General features: G+C 74.4%; 16 protein-coding genes. 9 read left to right on the top strand and 7 right to left on the bottom strand.

Annotated features, from left to right (window positions below; all coding sequences use genetic code 11):
* Positions 1 to 26: 26 nt before the first annotated feature.
* The 4 genes from FHX36_RS12020 to FHX36_RS12005 all read right to left on the bottom strand — a co-directional run bounded on the left by FHX36_RS12020 (position 27) and on the right by FHX36_RS12005 (position 4,627).
* Positions 27 to 935 carry a hypothetical protein gene (locus tag FHX36_RS12020; RefSeq protein ID WP_220035759.1) on the bottom strand — a complete coding sequence of 303 codons (909 nt, stop codon included), beginning with the start codon at positions 933 to 935 and terminating at the stop codon, positions 27 to 29.
* The gene (locus FHX36_RS12015; RefSeq protein WP_110550217.1) at positions 932 to 2,182 is read right to left on the bottom strand and encodes an inositol-3-phosphate synthase; all 1,251 of its coding nucleotides are present in this window, start codon (positions 2,180 to 2,182) and stop codon (positions 932 to 934) included. The genes FHX36_RS12020 and FHX36_RS12015 overlap by 4 nt, the downstream gene beginning before the upstream one ends.
* A gap of 120 nt (positions 2,183 to 2,302) precedes the next feature.
* Positions 2,303 to 3,418 carry a phosphoserine transaminase gene (gene serC / locus FHX36_RS12010; RefSeq protein ID WP_110550218.1) on the bottom strand — a complete coding sequence of 372 codons (1,116 nt, stop codon included), beginning with the start codon at positions 3,416 to 3,418 and terminating at the stop codon, positions 2,303 to 2,305.
* A 78-nt stretch (positions 3,419 to 3,496) separates the two neighbouring features.
* Positions 3,497 to 4,627, bottom strand: coding sequence for a citrate synthase 2 (locus FHX36_RS12005; protein ID WP_110550219.1), 1,131 nt, complete (start codon positions 4,625 to 4,627; stop codon positions 3,497 to 3,499).
* Positions 4,628 to 4,781: 154 nt separating this feature from the next.
* On the opposite strand from FHX36_RS12005, the gene pdxH reads away from it, so the two are divergent.
* From pdxH to FHX36_RS11980, 5 genes are all read left to right on the top strand, one after another.
* Complete coding sequence (gene pdxH, locus FHX36_RS12000) at positions 4,782 to 5,429, top strand: pyridoxamine 5'-phosphate oxidase (RefSeq protein WP_110550220.1); 648 nt, start codon at positions 4,782 to 4,784, stop codon at positions 5,427 to 5,429.
* The gene (locus FHX36_RS11995) at positions 5,426 to 6,772 is read left to right on the top strand and encodes an MFS transporter (RefSeq protein WP_110550221.1); all 1,347 of its coding nucleotides are present in this window, start codon (positions 5,426 to 5,428) and stop codon (positions 6,770 to 6,772) included. The genes pdxH and FHX36_RS11995 overlap by 4 nt, the downstream gene beginning before the upstream one ends.
* Before the next feature lie 104 nt (positions 6,773 to 6,876).
* Positions 6,877 to 7,680 (top strand): glycoside hydrolase family 16 protein, encoded by an 804-nt coding sequence (locus FHX36_RS11990; protein ID WP_258372543.1) that lies wholly within the window; start codon positions 6,877 to 6,879, stop codon positions 7,678 to 7,680.
* 32 nt (positions 7,681 to 7,712) lie between these two features.
* Entirely contained in the window at positions 7,713 to 8,894 is a 1,182-nt protein-coding gene (locus FHX36_RS11985) for a glucose-1-phosphate adenylyltransferase family protein (RefSeq protein WP_110550222.1), read from the top strand.
* Positions 8,895 to 8,944: 50 nt separating this feature from the next.
* Positions 8,945 to 9,562: a DUF4304 domain-containing protein gene (locus FHX36_RS11980; RefSeq protein WP_181428582.1), complete on the top strand. Its 618-nt coding sequence runs from the start codon at positions 8,945 to 8,947 to the stop codon at positions 9,560 to 9,562.
* A 15-nt stretch (positions 9,563 to 9,577) separates the two neighbouring features.
* On the opposite strand, the gene FHX36_RS11975 is transcribed toward FHX36_RS11980, so the two are convergent.
* The gene (locus tag FHX36_RS11975; RefSeq protein WP_110550224.1) at positions 9,578 to 10,270 is read right to left on the bottom strand and encodes a UdgX family uracil-DNA binding protein; all 693 of its coding nucleotides are present in this window, start codon (positions 10,268 to 10,270) and stop codon (positions 9,578 to 9,580) included.
* A gap of 171 nt (positions 10,271 to 10,441) precedes the next feature.
* Here FHX36_RS11975 and FHX36_RS11970 point away from each other — a divergent pair, with 171 nt between their 5' ends.
* Genes FHX36_RS11970 through FHX36_RS11960 form a run of 3 tightly spaced genes read left to right on the top strand, consistent with a single transcriptional unit; the run spans position 10,442 to position 13,602 of the window.
* A complete protein-coding gene (locus FHX36_RS11970; RefSeq protein WP_110550225.1) occupies positions 10,442 to 11,350 on the top strand; it encodes an ABC transporter ATP-binding protein in 909 nt (302 codons plus the stop codon).
* Positions 11,347 to 12,564, top strand: coding sequence for an ABC transporter permease (locus FHX36_RS11965; protein ID WP_110550226.1), 1,218 nt, complete (start codon positions 11,347 to 11,349; stop codon positions 12,562 to 12,564). The genes FHX36_RS11970 and FHX36_RS11965 overlap by 4 nt, the downstream gene beginning before the upstream one ends.
* 57 nt (positions 12,565 to 12,621) lie before the next feature.
* The gene (locus FHX36_RS11960) at positions 12,622 to 13,602 is read left to right on the top strand and encodes a TIGR03557 family F420-dependent LLM class oxidoreductase (protein WP_110550227.1); all 981 of its coding nucleotides are present in this window, start codon (positions 12,622 to 12,624) and stop codon (positions 13,600 to 13,602) included.
* 63 nt (positions 13,603 to 13,665) lie between these two features.
* Here the strand turns inward: FHX36_RS11960 and FHX36_RS11955 are convergent, their stop codons facing one another.
* Positions 13,666 to 14,583: an SMP-30/gluconolactonase/LRE family protein gene (locus FHX36_RS11955; protein ID WP_110550228.1), complete on the bottom strand. Its 918-nt coding sequence runs from the start codon at positions 14,581 to 14,583 to the stop codon at positions 13,666 to 13,668.
* A 69-nt stretch (positions 14,584 to 14,652) separates the two neighbouring features.
* On the opposite strand from FHX36_RS11955, the gene ppc reads away from it, so the two are divergent.
* Positions 14,653 to 17,451 carry a phosphoenolpyruvate carboxylase gene (ppc, locus tag FHX36_RS11950; RefSeq protein WP_110550229.1) on the top strand — a complete coding sequence of 933 codons (2,799 nt, stop codon included), beginning with the start codon at positions 14,653 to 14,655 and terminating at the stop codon, positions 17,449 to 17,451.
* 64 nt (positions 17,452 to 17,515) lie between these two features.
* On the opposite strand, the gene FHX36_RS11945 is transcribed toward ppc, so the two are convergent.
* Complete coding sequence (locus FHX36_RS11945; protein ID WP_110550230.1) at positions 17,516 to 18,142, bottom strand: maleylpyruvate isomerase family mycothiol-dependent enzyme; 627 nt, start codon at positions 18,140 to 18,142, stop codon at positions 17,516 to 17,518.
* Between the last annotated feature and the right edge of the window lie 13 nt (positions 18,143 to 18,155).

Raw genomic sequence — 18,155 nt, 5'->3', positions numbered from 1 at the left:
GCTGCGATGCTCACCTGCCTGTCCACTCACAGCCCGGCCGCGGCGAGGACGTCGAGGTGGAAGGCCTGCACCGGCCCGGCGTGCACCAGCTCCAGCTCGTCGAGCGCCTGGCTCGCGGTGAACGCGGCGGCCCGGGCGTGGTGGTGCACCTGGAGCACCCGGTCGAGCACGTCGGCCGCGTGGAAGGCCTGCGACTCCGGCGCGACCGCGTCGGCGCGCAGCAGCAGCACCTCCCGCAGCCGGCCGGCCAGCGCCGGGGGCAGCCCGGCCAGCTCGCGCGCCTCCAGCGTGCCGATCACCCGGTCCAGCGCACCGCCGAGCAGCACCTCCCCGGCGAACCCGGCGTCGGGGAGCACCACGTTGTGCAGGTGGTGGGCCAACCCGACCAGGAACGGGACCACCGGGTCCGCACCGACCAGCGGCGCGAGCAGGCAGCCGTAGACGGCGACGGTGAGGCAGTGGTCGCCGTGGCTCTCCGGGGGCTCGACGACGGCCCGGGGCTTCCCGGGGCTGGTGGCCCCGGCCCGCGGTTGGGCGTTGAGGGCCACCGCGAGAGCCGGTGGGGGTGCGGCCGGGCGCAGCGCGGGCAGCGCCGCCCGCAGGCGGGCCGCGAGCTCGCCGTCGACCGCCCCGGCGACCTCGTCGAAGGCGCGGCGCAGCACCGCCTGCGCCTCGTCGGCGGACAGCCCGGCCGTGTGCAGCAACTCGGCGTCGATGCCGGCGAGCCGGGCCCGCGCCACGGCGGCCGCGGTCTCCGACAGCGCGACCGGCGCGGCGTCCTCACCCTCGAGCAGCCGCGCCCACGCCCGGCCGAAGGCCTGCTCGGCGAGCGAGCCGGGCCGGCCGGCGGTGCGCACCCGCTTGGCGTCGCCGATCTCGGCGAGCAGCGGCCGCAGCTCCCCGAGGGTGGCCAGCCCGGTCGTCGTCGCCGTCACCGGGAGCTCGGGACGGCGTCGCTCCCTGCCTGCGCTGCCCCGCTGCCCAGCCAGTCCAGCAGCACCTGCTCCTGCCGGTGCAGCGCGTGCTCGGGGGTGCTGCCGTCGGCGGTGATGGGGGCCTTGAAGAACCAGCCGAGGTGCCGCTGGATGCCGCCCTCGCCGCGCTGCTGCGCCAGGTCGGTCAGCCGGACGATCTCCACCGCCAGCGGGGCGGCGAGGATCGAGTCACGGCACTGGAAGTCGACCTTGATCTGCATCCGCTGGCCGAGGAAGCCGACCAGGTCGATGGCGTCCCAGGCCTCCTTCTCGTCACCGCGGGGCCGGTAGTAGTCGATCCGGACGACGTGGTCCTCGACGGTGTAGCCGAGGATCGAGTCGAGCACCTTGCCCTTGGTCTGCAGCTTGCTCTCCAGCGACGCCGGGTCGTCGAGGGCCAGGCCGTCGCGGTTGCCCAGGATGTTGGTGGAGTACCAGCCCTCGACCCTCAGCGCGCGGCTGCGGAAGGCCGGCGCGAGCACCGTCTTCATCATCGTCTGGCCGGTCTTGCCGTCCTTGCCCGCGATCGGGACGCCGCGCTGCTCGGCCAGCTGGACCAGCGCCGGTACGTCGGCCGACAGCGAGGGCGTGAAGTTGGCGTAGCCGACGCCTTCGACGATGGCGGCGTAGGCGTAGACCATGGCCGGGGTGATCGACCGGTCATCGGCGTCCAGCCCGGCCTCGAAGGCCTCCGGCGTCTGCAGGCAGGCCGCCGCGGGGTCGGGCCAGCGCTCGGTGGAGGCGAGGTTGAGCAGCACCAGCCCGTCGAGCTGCTGCTCCTCGCGGAACCGGCGGAGGTCGGCGCGGACGGCGTCCACCTGCGCCCGGCGCCCCTCGGCCAGCACCACGTTGCCGCCGGTCACGTTGCGGCAGAAGTCGGCGTCGCCGGCGGCGGGCCAGGGGGTGATGGTCGACAGCCGCGGCTCGGCCTGCTGGAGCTGGCGGGCGTCGAGCACGCCGTGCTGCTCGGCGGCCTTGTAGAGGTCGGACCCGTCGAGGTCCCAGCCGCCGACGACGATGTCGTCGTAGGCGGCGAGGCCGGTGGCCTCCTCGACGGTCCGGTCACCGATGGTCAGGCCGGCGAGGGGGAGGCCGTCGGCGGCGACGGCGCCCAGCCGCAGCAGCTCCAGCCCGGCCACGGCGGTGGTCGCGACGGCACCGCCGAGCCCGACGATGGCGGTTCCGACGCGGCGTGAGGACTGCGACACGGGTGCTCCTCGAGCTCAGTGCCCGGGTCTGCTCCCCGGGCCTGCGTCGACCCTCACACGAACAACCGGATCGCGCGACCAGAAGATGGTGCGCAATCCGGTTGATCCGTCAAGCGATGCTCAGAGCTTGCCCACCACGTGGTCGATGCAGGCGGTCAGCGCCGTCACGTCGTCCGGGTCGACCGCGGGGAACATGCCGATCCGGAGCTGGTTGCGGCCCAGCTTGCGGTAGGGCTCGGTGTCGACGACGCCGTGCGCCCGCAGCGTCTTCGCGATGAGCGCCGCGTCGATCGACTCGTCGAAGTCGATGGTGCCGACGACGTAGGAGCGGTGGTCGGGGTCGGCCACGAACGGCGACGTCCAGCTGGTCTTCTCGGCCCACTCGTAGAGCCGGCGGGAGGACTCGCGGCTGCGGTCGACCGCGCCGGAGAGCCCGCCCAGGCCGAGCATCCAGTCGATCTGGTCGGCGAGCAGGAACAGCGTCGCCACCGCGGGGGTGTTGTACGTCTGGTCCTTGGAGCTGTTGTCGACGGCGATCGACAGGTCCAGGAAGCCCGGGACCCAGCGGTCGGAGGCCTTGATCTCGGCGACCCGCTCGAGGGCGGCGGGCGACATCAGCGCGATCCACAGCCCGCCGTCGCTGGCGAAGGACTTCTGCGGGGCGAAGTAGTAGACGTCGGTCTGCCCGACGTCGACCGGCAGCCCACCGGCGCCGGAGGTGGCGTCGACGAGCACGAGCGCATCGGCGTCCGCGCCGGACGGCCGGACGACGGGCGCCATGACGCCGGTCGAGGTCTCGTTGTGCGCCCAGCCGTAGGCGTCGATGCCGGCCTCACCGGTGGGCAGCGCGAGCGAGCCGGGCGCCGCCTTGGCGATCACCGGGGCGTCGAGGAACGGCGCCTCGGCCACCCCGGAGGCGAACTTCGCGGAGAACTCGCCGTAGGTGCCGTGCGCGCTGCGCTGCCGGATCAGCCCGATGGTGGCTGCGTCCCAGAACGCCGTCGTCCCGCCGTTGCCGAGCACGACCTGGTGGCCGTCGGGCAGGTCGAACAGCTGGGTCAGCCCCTCGCGCACCCGCTTGACCAGCCCCTTCACCGGCGCCTGCCGGTGCGAGGTGCCCATCAGGCCGGAGCCGACGGTGGCCAGCGCCTGCAGCGCCTCCGGGCGGACCTTCGACGGCCCGCACCCGAAGCGGCCGTCCCTGGGCAGCAGGTCGGTGGGGATCTGGATCGTCATGGTTGAGCTTTCCCTTCTCGGCCGCACTGCAGGGCCCGTTCCGAACGTGCGAGGGGTGGGGGGCAGTGGGGTCCTTCCTCAGGCGGGGGCGTGCTCGGAGATCGCCGTGGTCTGGATGGTGTCCCAGCCCTCGACCTCCTCGGGCTTGCGGGGGTCGGGGCCGATGTAGCGGGCCGACGGGCGCACCAGCCGCCCCGTCGTCTTCTGCTCCAGGATGTGCGCGCACCAGCCGGCGGTGCGGGCGCAGGTGAACATCGAGGTGAACATGTGGCTGGGCACCTCGGCGAAGTCCAGCACGATCGCGGCCCAGAACTCGACGTTGGTCTCGATCGGCCGGTCCGGGCGCCGCTCGCGCAGCTCCTTCAGCGCGGCCTTCTCCAGGGCGAGGGCGGCCTCGAAGCGCGGGGCGCCCAGCTCCTCGGCGGCGCGGCGGAGCACCCGGGCGCGGGGGTCCTCGGCGCGGTAGACCCGGTGCCCGAAGCCCATCAGCCGGTCGCCCTTGTCCAGCAGGCCCTTGACGTAGCTCTCCGCGTCGCCGGAGGACTCGACGCCGTCGAGCATGTGCAGCACCCGGGAGGGCGCACCGCCGTGCAGCGGACCGGACATCGCGCCGATCGCCCCGGACAGCGAGGCGGCGACGTCGGCGCCGGTGGAGGCGATGACCCGCGCGGTGAACGTGGAGGCGTTCATGCCGTGCTCGGCGGCCGAGGTCCAGTACGCGTCGACGGCGGCGACGTGCCGCGGGTCGGGCTCGCCGCGCCAGCGCACCATGAACCGCTCGACGATGGTGGACGCCTCGTCGATCCGCTTCTGCGGCACGGCGGGGATGCCGATGCCGCGGGCGGACTGCGCGACGTAGGACAGCGCCATGACCGCGGCGCGGGCCAGCTCGTCGCGGGCCTCCTCGGCGGAGATGTCCAGCAGCGGCCGGTAGCCCCAGATCGGGGTGAGCATCGCCAGCGCGGCCTGGACGTCGACCCGCACGTCACCGGTGTGCACCGGGATGGGGAACGGCTCGGCCGGCGGGAGGCCCGGCCCGAACTTGCCGTCGACCAGCAGCGCCCAGACGTTGCCGAAGGTGACCGTGCCGACCAGGTCCTCGATGTCGACGCCGCGGTAGCGCAGCGCGCCGCCGTCCTTGTCCGGCTCCGCGATGGTGGTCTCGAAGGCGATGACGCCCTCGAGGCCCGGTACGAAGTCGTCAGCCATCTCGCATGCTCCTCTGCGCGCGGGTGGGGACGGACGCCGGATCAGCGCACGACGAGGCACAACTTAGGCGTCTCACCGCGGGTGGTCGCGCCCGGGCGGCGCGGTGTCGACGGTCACGCGGCGGTGCAGAAGGCAACGGTGACAGCATGAGGCGGTGGCCGACCTGATCCGCATGCGCAGGGACTACGACGACGGGGCCTTCGGCGAGGCCGGCCTGGCGCCCACCTGGGTCGAGCAGTTCGACCGCTGGTTCGCCGACGCGGTGGCCGCCGAGCTGCCCGAGCCCAACGCGATGGTGGTGGCCACGGCCGACGCCGACGGCGCCCCGGACGCCCGCGTCGTGCTGATGAAGGGCTACGACGCCACCGGGTTCGTGTTCGGCACCAACTACGCCTCGGCCAAGGGCGCGCAGCTGGCCGTGAACCCGCGGGCCGCGCTGGTCTTCCCGTGGCACGCCCTGCAGCGCCAGGTGCGGGTGACCGGTGCGGTCGGGCGGGCCGGCGACGCCGCCTCGGACCTGCTGTGGGACCCCCGCCCGCGCGGCTCGCAGCTGGCCGCGGCCGCCTCGATCCAGTCGACGGTGGTGGAGTCCCGCGAGCTGCTGCGCACCCGGGTCGAGGAGCTGGACGCCGTCACCCCGCCCGGCCCGCTGCCCCGGCCGGACAACTGGGGCGGCTACCGGGTGGTGCCCGAGCGGGTGGAGTTCTGGCAGGGCGGTCACGACCGCCTGCACGACCGGCTGGTGTTCGTGCGCGACGACGAGGAAGGCGGCGGCTGGGTCGTGCAGCGCCTCGCTCCATGACGACCCCGGTCGACCCGGTCGAGGGCGGCGGGCCGGTCGAGGAGCCGCAGCCGGCGCCCCGACGCCGGAGCTGGGCCATCGACACCACGCCGCTGCGCAACCGGGCCTACCGGCGGGTGTTCGGCGGCGTCGCGGTCACCATGCTCGGCCAGCAGATGACGTTGGTCGCCGTCCCGTACCAGGTCTACCAGCTCACCGGCTCGTCGCTGATGGTCGGCCTGACGTCGATCGTCGCCCTGGTGCCGCTGGTGGTCTTCGGCCTGCTCGGCGGGGCGATCGCCGACGCGATGGACCGCCGCACGCTGATGGTGGTCACCTCGGTCGGCGCGGCGGTGACCAGCGCGCTGCTCGCCGTGCAGGCGCTGCTGCCCGGCGAGGGCAACCTCGCGGTGCTGTGGGTGCTCACCGCGGCGGTGTCGGGGTTCGCCGCGGTCAACCAGCCGGCCCGCAGCGCCGTGATCCCGGCGATCGTCGGCCCGGACGGCGTCGCGGCGGCGAACGCGCTGGCGATGACGGTGCGGCAGGCCGGGGTGATCGTCGGCCCGCTGCTGGCCGGCCTGCTGATCGCGCTGGGCGACCTGTCGATCCTCTACACGATCGACGCGATCGGCTTCGTCGCCGCGGTGCTGCTGCTGCGCGGGCTGCCGCCGCTGCCGCCGGAGGGGGTGTCCGGCCCGCTGCGGCTCGGTTCTGCGGTGCGTGGGGTGGGCGAGGGGTTCGCGTTCCTCCGCACCCAGCCGGTGCTGCTGATGACGTTCGTCGTCGACGTCATCGCGATGCTCTTCGCCTGGCCGCAGGCGGTCTTCCCGGAGCTCTCCGAGACCACCTACGCCATGGACGCCAACAGCCTGGGCTGGCTGTTCGCCGGGGTCTCGATCGGCTCGCTGCTGATGGGGCTGACCTCGGGCTGGGTGAGCCGGGTCGACCGGCAGGGCGCCGTCGTCCTGGTCGCCATCGCGGTGTGGGGCGTGGCGATCATCGGGTTCGGGCTCGCCTCGACGCTGTGGCTGGCGGTCTTCTGCCTGGCCGTCGCCGGGGCCGGCGACATGGTCAGCGCGGTGCTGCGCTCCTCGATGCTGCAGACCGCGGCGCCGGACGAGATGCGCGGCCGGATGCAGGGCGTGTTCATCGTGGTCGTCGCCGGCGGCCCACGGCTGGGCGACCTGCGCGCCGGGGTGCTGGCCAGCTCGTTCGGCGTCAGCCTGGCGATGGTCTCCGGTGGCGTGGTGATCGTGGTCGCGATGGTGCTGGTCGCCGTCCTGGTGCCGTCCTTCTGGCTGTTCCGGGCCTCGCGGGCCGACGAGCTGGCGGACGCCGCGCGCCGGCGGATGAGCGAGGACTGACCCTCCCGCGAGTGTGCGCTGAGCGCTGCATCGCGCGCGCCGACACGACGATCGACGCACGAACGCGTCTCCCGCCCGGGGCGGCGCGGTCCTAGCCTGCCGGGGTGCCCCTGCCACCGGACGCCCCACGGTGGGGCTTCGCCGACGACTTCGACGGCGCGGCCCTGGACACCGACGTCTGGGTGCCGCACTACCTGCCGGCGTGGAGCTCCCGGGCGGAGTCCGCCGCCACCGTCGAGCTGCGGGACTCCTGCCTGCACCTGTCGATCCCGCCGGGCCAGGGCCTGTGGTGCGCCGGCGACCACCGGCCGGCGATGCGCGTCTCCGCCGTCCAGTCCGGCAACGCGTCCGGGCCGGTGGGCAGCACGCTGGGGCAGCAGCCCTACCGGGAGGGGCTCGTCGTCCGTGAGGAGCAGCCGCCCCGGTGGGGCTGGACGCCGCTCGGTGGCCGGCTGGAGATGCGCGCCCGGGCCGTGCTGTCACCGCGGTCGATGGCCGCCTGGTGGATGGTCGGGCTGGAGGACCGGCCCGAGCGCTCGGCGGAGATCTGCGTGGCCGAGGTCTTCGGGGACGCCGTGGTGCCCGGCGAGTCGGCCGCGGTGGGCATGGGCCTGCACCCGTTCCGCGACCCGCAGGTGGCGGAGGACTTCACCGCCGTCCGGCTCCCGCTCGACGTGGCGGAGTTCCACACCTACGCGGTCGACTGGACGCCGGAGCGCGCGGACTTCCTGGTCGACGGCACCGTCGTGCGCCGCGCCGCGCGACCGCCCTGGTACCCGGTGCAGATGATGATCGCCGTCTTCGACTTCCCGGACCGGTCGACCGGTGACGACGCCGGGCTGGTGCCCGAGCTCGTCGTCGACTGGATCGCCGGGCCGGGGTCCCGGGCGGGGGAGGGTCGTTGGTGACTGCACCCGGGGCTCCCGGGTAGCAGGTCACCATGGCGCTCCCGAAGGTCCTCGTGCTCGTGCTCGCCGGTGGCAAGGGCAGCCGGCTGGAGCTGCTCACCGAGACCCGGGCCAAGCCCGCCGTCCCGTTCGCGGGGGTGTACCGGCTCGTCGACTTCCCGCTCTCCAACTGCGAGCACTCCGGGATCGCCGACGTCTGGGTGTCGGTGCAGTACCAGCCGCAGTCGCTGTCGGAGCACCTGGCCAACGGCCGGCCGTGGGACCTGGACCGCACCACCGGTGGGCTGATGATGCTGCCGCCGTTCCAGGGCAGCGAGCGCGGCGGGTTCACCGAGGGCACCGCCGACGGGCTGTGGCGGCAGGCCGAGCTGATCCGGCAGTTCGCCCCGGACGCGCTCGTGGTGGTCAGCTCCGACGCGGTCTACAAGCTCGACTACCGCGAGGTCGTCGACGCCCACCTGGCGTCCGGCGCCGAGGTCACCATGGTGACCACCGAGGTCGAGCCGGACGACGCCGCGCGCTACGGGATCGTCCAGGTCGACGACGACGGCCGGGTCACCGACTACGCCTACAAGCCCGACGAGCCGGCCACCACAACGGCCACCAACGAGGTCTTCGTCTTCTCGCCGGCCGAGACGCTGGACCGGCTCGAGGCGCTCAACGACACGGTCGGCGAGGACGGGCTCGAGGACCTCGGCAACCACCTGCTGCCCGCGCAGACGAAGGACGGGCTGGCCCGCGCGTACCCGCTGCAGGGCTACTGGCGCGACGTCGGCACCGTGGAGTCGTACTGGCAGGCGCACCAGGACTTCCTCTCGGCCGAGCCGCCGATCGACCTGGACGAGCGGAGCTGGCCGGTGCACACCCGCGGGGGCCGGCACAGCGCGGCCCGGGTGCTCGCCGGCGGGAACGTCGACGGGAGCCTGGTCTCCGGCGGCACCCGGGTGGCCGGCACCGTCCGCGGCTCGGTGCTCTCGCCCGGCGTGATCGTCGAGGAGGGCGCCACCGTCGTCGACTCGGTGCTGCTCCCCGGCGTCCACGTGCGGGCGGGCGCGACCGTCACCCGCGCCGTGCTGGACGACAACGTGGTGGTGGGGGAGCGGGCCACGGTCGGTGGCGACGGCGACATCACCCTCGTCGGCCGGGAGTCCACGGTCCCCGACGGCGGTGAGGTGCCCGCCGGCGGGCGGCTCCCCGAGCCCGAGCGCAGCTGACCGCGGGGGCGGCGCGCGGCGCCGGGGGGCGGGCTCCTACCGTTGCCCCGGTGACGGCCCAGGACGCGTACCGGGAGCTGCTGACCGGCCACGTCGGGCCGGGGCTGCGCGCCGAGGGGCTGACCGGCTCCGGGTCGGTGTGGACCCTGCCGTCGGACACCCACTGGGTGACCGTCGGCTTCCACGCGTCGCAGACGTCGACCGCGGACCGGGTGACCTTCACCGCCGACCTGCGGGTGCTGTCCAAGGCGCTGTGGGCGGCGGAGGACGTGCCGGCGGGGCGGTGCCCGGCCCGGCCGGCCGCGACCGCCGACTACGGGCTCGGCTGGTTCGAGCGGGTCGGCGCGCTGCTGCCGGGCTCCTCCGGTGACCACTGGTGGAGCGTGACGCCCGACGACGAGCCGGCCCCGCTCGCGGCCGACGTGCTCGCCGCGCTGCGGGACCACGCGCTGCCCGCGGCCCGCCGCGTCCTCGAGGAGGAGCGGGCCCACCGCCCCCCGTGCTCGCGCAACGTCGGCGGCCGGAACTGGTACCGGCCGTGCGAGGCGCCCGCGGACGTGGCCTTCGCCGGCCAGGGACGCCGGGTGTTCCGCTGCAGCGGGCACGCCGACGAGCCGAGCACCGAGCACGACGGCACCGTGCTCGGGCGCTGGCCCGACCTGGTCTGACGCCGGCCGTCCGGGTCAGGCGAGGGCGCCGGCCACCACCCTGAGGTCGGCGACCAGCGCGTCGTAGGCGGCGGCGCGGGCGTCGTCCGGCGTCCGGAGCACGGCCGAGGGGTGGGCGGTCGCCAGCATCCAGGTCTGCGCGGGCACCTCCTCCTCGGGCTCGTCGCCGTCGGCGCCGGGCTCGGCGAGCTCGGCAGCGCGCAGCCCGGGCGGCGTCCAGGGCATCAGCTGCCCGCGCTCCTTGGTGATCCGGAACGACGGTGAGATCAGCGCCTTGGCCGCGACCGCGCCCAGGCACACCACCACCTCCGGCTGCAGGACGGCGAACTCCGCCTCCAGCCACGGGCGGCAGGCCATCAGGTGCTCCGCGCCCGGCGACTGGTGGATCCGGCGCTTCGGCGTGGGCGTGAACCGGAAGTGCTTGACCGCGTTGGTGATGTACGCGTCGCGCCGGTCGATGGCCGCGTCGGCGAGCGCCTTGTCCAGCAGCCGGCCGGCGGGACCGACGAACGGCTCGCCCGCCCGGTCCTCCTGGTCGCCGGGCTGCTCCCCGACGAACACGACCCGGGCCGTCTCCGGCCCCTCGCCGAAGACCGTCTGGGTGGCCGGCTCCCAGAGCTCGCAGGCGCGGCAGCCGGCGGCAGCCTCGCGCAGGCCCGCGAGGCCGACGCCGGTGGGTGGCTGCGCGGGGTGGGCGTCGGTGCTCATGACCTGATGACACCCGATCGGGAGCTGTGTCGCAGCGCGGGACGTCGATACGGTCGGCACGCGGAACGACGACACACCGGAACACCCACTTGACGATGTGGAAAGTGATGCGCCAGTCTTTCCGACATGGAAAGTGACGGCGCTCGCCAGCGGTCGACCCCCGGAGGAGCTGTGCTCGAGTTCGACGGCCTGTACAAGGCCTACGGCAGCAACCAGGTGCTGGAAGGAGTCGGCTTCAGCGTCGCCCCCGGGCAGATGTTCGGCTTCTGCGGCTCCAACGGCGCCGGCAAGACCACCACGATGCGGATCGCGATGGGCCTGGCCCGCGCCGACGCCGGGGAGGTGCGCTGGGCCGGCCGGCCGGTCGACGAGGCCGTCCGCCGCCGGATCGGCTACATGCCCGAGGAGCGCGGCCTCTACCCGAAGATGAAGGTCGGCGAGCAGCTCACCTACTTCGCCCGGCTGCACGGCCTGGCCGCTGCACCGGCCGCCCGCGCCGCCGAGGCCTGGGCCGAGCGGCTCGGCCTGGGCGAGCGGCGCGGTGACCGGGTGGAGAAGCTGTCGCTCGGCAACCAGCAGCGCGTCCAGCTCGCCGCCGCGCTGGTCAGCGAGCCCGACGTGCTGATCCTGGACGAGCCGTTCTCCGGCCTCGACCCGGTCGGCGTCGACTCCCTCGCCGAGGCGCTGCTCGAGCAGTGCCGGCGCGGCGTCCCGGTCGTCTTCTCCAGCCACCAGCTGGACCTCGTCGAGCGGCTCTGCGACGCCGTCGGCATCCTCGCCCGCGGGAAGATCGTCGCCAGCGGCACCGTCGAGGAGCTGCGCTCCTCCGCCGTCGGCCGCCAGCTGCGGGTGGTCGCCCCGGACGCACCACCGGGGTGGGCGGCGGCGGTACCGGGGGTCCGGGTCGTCTCCGAGCAGCGCGGGGACGTCGTCCTCGAGCTGGGCCCCGGCGGCGACGACCAGCAGGTGCTGGCCGCGGCGCTGGCCACCGGCCGGGTCACCCACTTCGCCTGGCGCCAGCCCACCCTCGTCGAGCTGTTCCGCGACGCCGTCACCGACACCCGGGAGGTGGCGGCATGACCGCCCCGGTGCACCCCGAGACCACCGAGCGCCCCGACGTCACGCCGCACACCCCGGCCCAGCTGGTCCGGCTGGTCGCCGGCCGCGAGGTCTCCACCCGGGTCCGGGACAAGGGCTTCCTCATCGGCTCCGCCGTCCTGATCGTGCTGATCCTCGGCATGCTGGTGTTCCAGGTGGCCATCAGCAGCGGCTCCGACACCACCCGGGTCGGCGTGGTCGGGGGCAGCTCCGACGTCTCCACCGCGCTGGAGACCCAGGGCGGGGCGCTGGACACCGAGGTCGAGGTCGTCGCGTACGACGACGAGGGTGCCGCCCGCACCGCGGTCGAGGACGGCGACATCGACGCCGCCCTGGTCGACCCGACGGGGGAGCGGCCGGAACTGCTCGTCGAGAACGACGGCGGGCAGGTCGAGTCGCTCGTCCAGGGCGCGCTGCAGGGCCTGTCCGTCGACCAGCAGCTGGCCGAGTCCGGGGTGCGGCTGGAGAGCCCCCCGCTGGTCCAGGTCGTCGCGCTGGACCCCGACGCGGACGCCGACCTCGAGGCCGCCGTCGTGGCACTGGTCGGCGTGGTCGTGCTCTACAGCCTGCTCATCCTGTTCGGCCAGTTCGTCGCCCAGGGCGTCGTGGAGGAGAAGTCCAGCCGGGTGGTCGAGCTGCTGCTGGCCACCATGCGGCCCTGGCAGCTGCTGGCCGGCAAGATCCTCGGGCTCGGCGTGCTGGGCCTGGCGCAGATGCTGGTCATCGCGGTCGTCGGCGTGGCCGGGGCGCTGGCCTTCGACGTCGTCGAGCTGCCCGGCCGGCTCATCGGCACGGTGCTCACCGTGGTCGCCTGGTTCGTCCTGGGCTACGCCTTCTACGCCTCGGTGTTCGCCGCCGCGGCGTCGCTGGTCAGCCGGCAGGAGGACCTGGGCAGCGTGATCACCCCGGCGTCGCTGCTGCTGGTCGTCGGCTTCGTCATCTCCATCCAGGCCGCGCAGGACCCGACCGGCACGCTGGCCACGGTCACCTCGTTCGTCCCCGGGCTGTCGCCGCTGGTCATGCCGGTGCGGCAGGCCGCGGGCGGAGCGGAGTGGTGGGAGGTCGTGGTCGCCGTCGTCCTCATGCTGGTCACCATCGCGGTGATCGTCCGGGTCGGTGGCCGGATCTACTCCGGGGCGCTGCTGCGCACCGGCGGCAAGGTGAAGCTGCGCGAGGCGCTGCAGGGCGAGCGCTGATCCCTGCCCCGCCGCCGGCCGGTTCGCCCGGTCCGGCGGCGGGGTAGGCGGCAGCCCATGAGCATGCAGCTGGGCTACACGATGATGACCGAGCAGGCCGGGCCCAAGGACCTGGTCGCGCACGTGGTCGGCGCCGAGGCGGCCGGGTTCGACTTCGCCGTCAGCAGCGACCACTACTTCCCGTGGCTGGACGAGATGGGCCACGCGCCGAACGCCTGGGTCACCCTGGGTGCGGCGGCGCAGGCCACCAGCCGGATCCCGCTGATGACCTACGTGACCTGCCCGATCCTGCGGTACCGCCCGGCCGTCGTCGCCCAGCAGGCGGCCACCCTGCAGCTGCTCTCCGACGGGCGCTTCACCCTCGGTCTGGGCGCCGGGGAGAACCTCAACGAGCACGTCATCGGCGAGGGCTGGCCGCCGGTCGCCGTCCGGCACGAGATGTTCGCCGAGGCCGTGCAGATCATCAAGGAGCTGCTCGCCGGCGACGGCTACACGACCTTCCACGGCCAGTACTACGACGTGGACGGCGGCAAGGTCTGGGACCTCCCCGAGGGCGGCGTGCCGATCGGCATCGCGGTGTCGGGCGAGAAGTCGGTGCAGCTGGCCGCCGAGTACGCCGACGTGCTGATCGCCACCGAGCCGAAGCCCGAGCTGACCGAGACCTTCGAGGCCGCCGGTGGTGCCGGCAAGGACCGGGTCGGGCAGATGCCGATCAGCTACGGCACCGACAGGGCCGCCGCCGTCACCCGCGCCCACCAGCTGTTCCGCTGGTTCGGGCTGGGCTGGAAGGTCAACGCCGACCTGCCCGGCACGGCCGGGTTCGACGCGGCCAGCCAGTTCGTCCGCGAGGAGGACGTCGAGGGCTCGATCCCGTGCGGCGACGACGTCGAGGCGGTCATCGAGGCGGCGAAGGCCTACGCGGACGCCGGGTTCACCCACCTGGCCCTGGTGCAGATCGGCGGCGACCAGCAGCAGCCCTACCTGGAGTGGGCGCAGCGCGACCTGATGCCCGCCTGGCGCGAGGCCTTCGGCAACTGAAGCCCCCGAAGATGGCCATCTCCGGGGTCCCGATGACCCCGAACATGGCCATCCTCGGGTTGGTCAGTGCTGGGTGAGGGCGTCGAGCGGGCCGCGGTAGGGGTTCGCGGGCGGGCCGCTCACGCCGGGGCGCACCGTGAACAGCTTCCCGGCGCCCGGCTGGGCGGCGCGCGCCGCGTCGTCCAGCCCGTGCACCGAGGTGCTGATCACCAGCAGGTCGCCGACGAACGCGCAGCTCGTGGTGTTCTCCGCCGGCACCTCGACCACCGCGAGCAGCTCGCCGTCGGGGGAGTACCGCCGCACCTGGCCGCCGCCCCACAGCGCCGTCCAGAGGCAGCCCTCGTCGTCGACGGTCAGGCCGTCGGCGACGCCGTCCGGGTCGTCGCTGAAGTCCAGCAGCACCCGGCGCTCGCCGAAGGTGCCGGCGTCCGGGTCGTACGGATGAGCCCACACCGTCTTCGCGCCGGAGTCGGACAGGTACACGGTGCGGTCGTCGGGCGACCAGCCCAGGCCGTTGGAGACCGTCAGCCCGTCGAGCACCGTGCTGACCGTGCCGTCGAGGTCGAGCCGGTAGAGGCTGCCGGCGCCGGGGCGCTCGTCGAAGGCCATGGTGCCGCCGAAGAACCGGCCGGCCCGGTCGCAGCCGCCGTCGTTCATCCGGGTGCCCCCGGCCTCCTCCGAGCCGCCCTCGCCGGCCAGCTCGAGCAGCACGGTGGCGTCGCCGTCGGCGCTCAGCCGGGTGATGCCCGCGCCGGCGCCGAGCAGCCAGCCGCCGGTGGCAGCCGGGACGACGAAGCCCACGGTGTCGCCGCCGTGGTGCTCGGCCACGTCCCGGACGTCGTCGCCGCTGACCGACCCGCGCCGCACCAGGCCCGCGGTGATGTCCACCCAGACCAGCTCGTCGGCGGCGGCGTCGTAGACCGGGCCCTCCCCGTGCTCGGCGGGACGGGGGCTGGCGGCGGCGGCCTGCAGTCGGATCACCCCGCCATCCTCCCGTCGCGGTTGAACCCGCGACACCGGGGCGTCACACCGGCACCGGATACTGCCCGCGTGTCCGAAGCAACCGTCGACGTCGCCGACCTGCGAGCCCCCGGGGGTCCGCCCGAGCCTGACGACCGCGCCTCCGAGGCCCCGCTGCGGGAGGACATCCGGCTGCTGGGCCGGGTGCTGGGCGAGGTGATCGGCGAGCAGGCCGGCGCCGACGTGCTCGAGCTGGTCGAGTCCACCCGGGTCGAGGCGTTCCGCATCCGCCGCTCCGAGGTCGACCGCGGGGAGCTGGCCGAGCGGCTCGCCGGCCTCGACCCGCGCGAGGCCACCCACGTCATCCGGGCGTTCAGCCACTTCTCGCTGCTGGCCAACATCGCCGAGGACGTGCACCACGAGCGCCGCCGCCGGCACCACCGCCGCGCCGGGTCGCCGCCGCAGAAGGGCAGCCTGGCGGCCAGCCTCGACCTGCTGGACGCCGCCGCCCTGGACCCCGCCGTCGTCGCCCGCGAGCTGGCCGGCGCGCTCGTCGTCCCGGTGGTCACCGCGCACCCCACCGAGGTGCGCCGCAAGACGATCTCGCAGGTGCAGCGGCAGGTCAGCGACCTGCTGCGGCAGCGCGACGGCGCCGACGTCGACGACCGCGCCTGGTCGGCGCAGCTGTGGCGCGAGGTGCTCACCCTCTGGCAGACCGCGCTGCTGCGGCTGAGCCGGCTGCGGCTGGCCGACGAGATCGACGAGGCGCTGCGCTACTACGACCTGTCGCTGTTCGAGGTCGTGCCGGAGATCAACGCCGAGCTGCGCCGGGCGCTGCGCGAGCGCTGGCCGGACGCCGACCTGCTGGCCACCCCGATGCTGCGGCCGGGCTCGTGGATCGGCGGCGACCGCGACGGCAACCCGTTCGTCACCGCCGACGCCGTCCGCCGGGCGACCACCCAGCAGGCCCGCACCGCACTGCGCCACCACCTCGCCGAGCTGGTCTGCCTGGCCGACGAGCTGTCGATGTCCGACCGGCTGGTCAGCCCCACCGACGAGCTGTACGCGCTGGCCGAGGCCTCCGGCGACGACTCACCGTTCCGCGGCGACGAGCCCTACCGCCGGGCGTTGCGCGGCATCTACCGGCGGCTGGCCGCCACCGCGCTGCGGGTGCTGGGCGAGGTGCCCGGCCCGGCCCCGGACGCCGTCCTGCCGCCCTACGACCGCCCGCAGGAGCTGATCGCCGACCTGGAGACGGTCGACACCTCGCTGCGCGGGCACGGCGCGGGCGCGCTGGCCGACGACCGGCTGGCCCGGCTGCGCGAGGCGGTGGAGGTCTTCGGCTTCCACCTGTGCGGGCTGGACATGCGGCAGAACTCCGCGGTGCACGAGGAGGTCGTCGGCGAGCTGCTGGCCTGGGCCGGCGTCTGCGAGGACTACACCACCCTGGACGAGGCGGCCCGGGTCGAGCTGCTCACCGGTGAGCTGCAGCTGCGCCGCCCGCTGGTGCGCCGGGACGCCGAGCTGTCCGAGCTGGCCCGCGGCGAGCTGGACCTGCTGGTCGCCGCCGCCGACCAGATCGCCCTGCTGGGGCCCGAGTCGATCCCGAACTACGTGATCAGCATGTGCGAGTCGGTGAGCGACGTGCTGGAGGTCGCCGTCCTGCTCAAGGAGGTCGGCCTGCTCGACCCCGGCGCCGAGGGCGGCCCGCGCTGCAGCGTGGGCATCTCGCCGCTGTTCGAGACGATCGAGGACCTGCAGGGGGCCGGCGCGACCCTCACCGCGATGCTCGACCACCCGCTCTACCGGGCGCTGGTGGCCGACCGCGGCGACGCCCAGGAGGTCATGCTCGGCTACTCCGACAGCAACAAGGACGGCGGCTACCTCGCCGCCAACTGGGCGCTGTACCGCGCCGAGCTGGCGCTGGTCGAGGTCGCCCGCCGCGAGGGCGTGCGGTTGCGGCTGTTCCACGGCCGCGGCGGCACCGTCGGTCGCGGTGGTGGCCCCAGCTACGAGGCGATCCGGGCCCAGCCGCCCGGCTCGGTCGCCGGCTCGCTGCGGATCACCGAGCAGGGCGAGGTGATCGCCGCCAAGTACGCCTCCCCGCAGCTGGCCCGCCGCAACCTGGAGGCCCTGGTCGCGGCCACCCTGGAGTCGACGCTGCTGGACATCGAGGGCCTCGGGGACGACGCCGAGGAGACCTACGCGCTCTTCGACGACCTGGCCGCCCGCGCCCGGCGGGCCTACAGCGCGCTGGTGCACGAGACGCCCGGCTTCGTCGAGTGGTTCCGCGCGGCGACCCCGGTGCGCGAGCTGGCCGAGCTGAACATCGGCAGCCGGCCGCCGTCGCGCAAGGCCGGCGACAGCATCAGCGACCTGCGGGCCATCCCGTGGGTGTTCAGCTGGTCGCAGGCCCGGATCATGCTGCCCGGCTGGTACGGCACCGGGTCGGCGCTCGACTCGTGGGTGGCCGGGTCGCCGGAGCGGCTGGCGCACCTGCAGCGGCTGCACCAGCGGTGGCCGTTCTTCCGCACGGTGCTGTCGAACATGGGGATGGTGCTGGCCAAGACCGACCTGGAGCTGGCCGCCCGCTACGCCGAGCTGGTGCCCGACCCGGAGCTGCGCGAGCGGGTGTTCAGCCAGATCACCGCCGAGCACGAGCGGTCGGTGCGGGTGCTGCTCGCCATCACCGGCGACGACCACCTGCTGGCCGACAACCCGTCGCTGGCCCGGTCGATCCGCAACCGGTTCCCGTACCTGGAGCCGTTGCACCACCTGCAGGTGGAGATGCTGCGCCGCCGCCGGGGTGGGGACGACGACGAGCTGGTGCGCCGCTGCATCCAGCTGTCGGTGAACGGCGTCGCCACCGCCCTGCGCAACTCGGGCTGAGCGAGGCTTGTGCTCTGCTCCCCGCCGGGGAGCAGAGCACAAGCTCCGGCGCGTGGGGGCCGGGTCAGGCCAGCCGGCCACGCAGGACCGGCACCCCGACGCCGCTCAGGTGACCGAGCGCGGCGGTGCGGCCGGTCATCGCCAGCAGCAGGGCCTCGGCTCTGCCGCGCACGGTGGGACCGCTGCCGCGAGCCCAGTCGACGTCGTCCGCCTCGAAGCGCAACCCGCTCAGCGCGCCCTTGGGCACCACGCCGCTCACCCGCGCGGTGGTCAGGTGGGTCAGCGACGTCCGCAGGCGTTCCGGGGGGACGTCGCGCGCCAGTCCCAGCGGCCAGCGGATGTCCAGGCCGTGCACGAGCAGGTCGGTCAGGGGCGCCTCCGGACCGGACCCCGGTGGGGTGAACCGCGAGTCGGCCTTGCGGCGCAGCACCTCGACGAGGTCGTCGAAGGGGCGGCGCGCCTGCTCGCCGGTCAGCCGGACGTTCGCCCGGTCGAAGTCGCCACGGCACGCCAGCACGGCGAGGACGAACTTGGGGGTGCTCACCTCCAGGGGCAGCACCAGGTGCGCGACCACGTCGTGCACGGTCCACGCGCTGCACAGGCTCTGCGTCGCCCGCTGCTCACCGGTCAGCCCCGACAGCAGGGCAGCGAGCTGACGGCGCTCGTCGGCGATCTCCGTGAAGGTGTCCACGCGGGCATCGTGG

It is taken from the genome of Modestobacter versicolor (genome assembly GCF_014195485.1).
Taxonomy (GTDB): Bacteria; Actinomycetota; Actinomycetes; order Mycobacteriales; family Geodermatophilaceae; genus Modestobacter; species Modestobacter versicolor.
The sequence above is the reverse complement of the archived record's forward strand: the minus strand, read 5'-3'. Positions and strand labels throughout refer to the sequence as shown.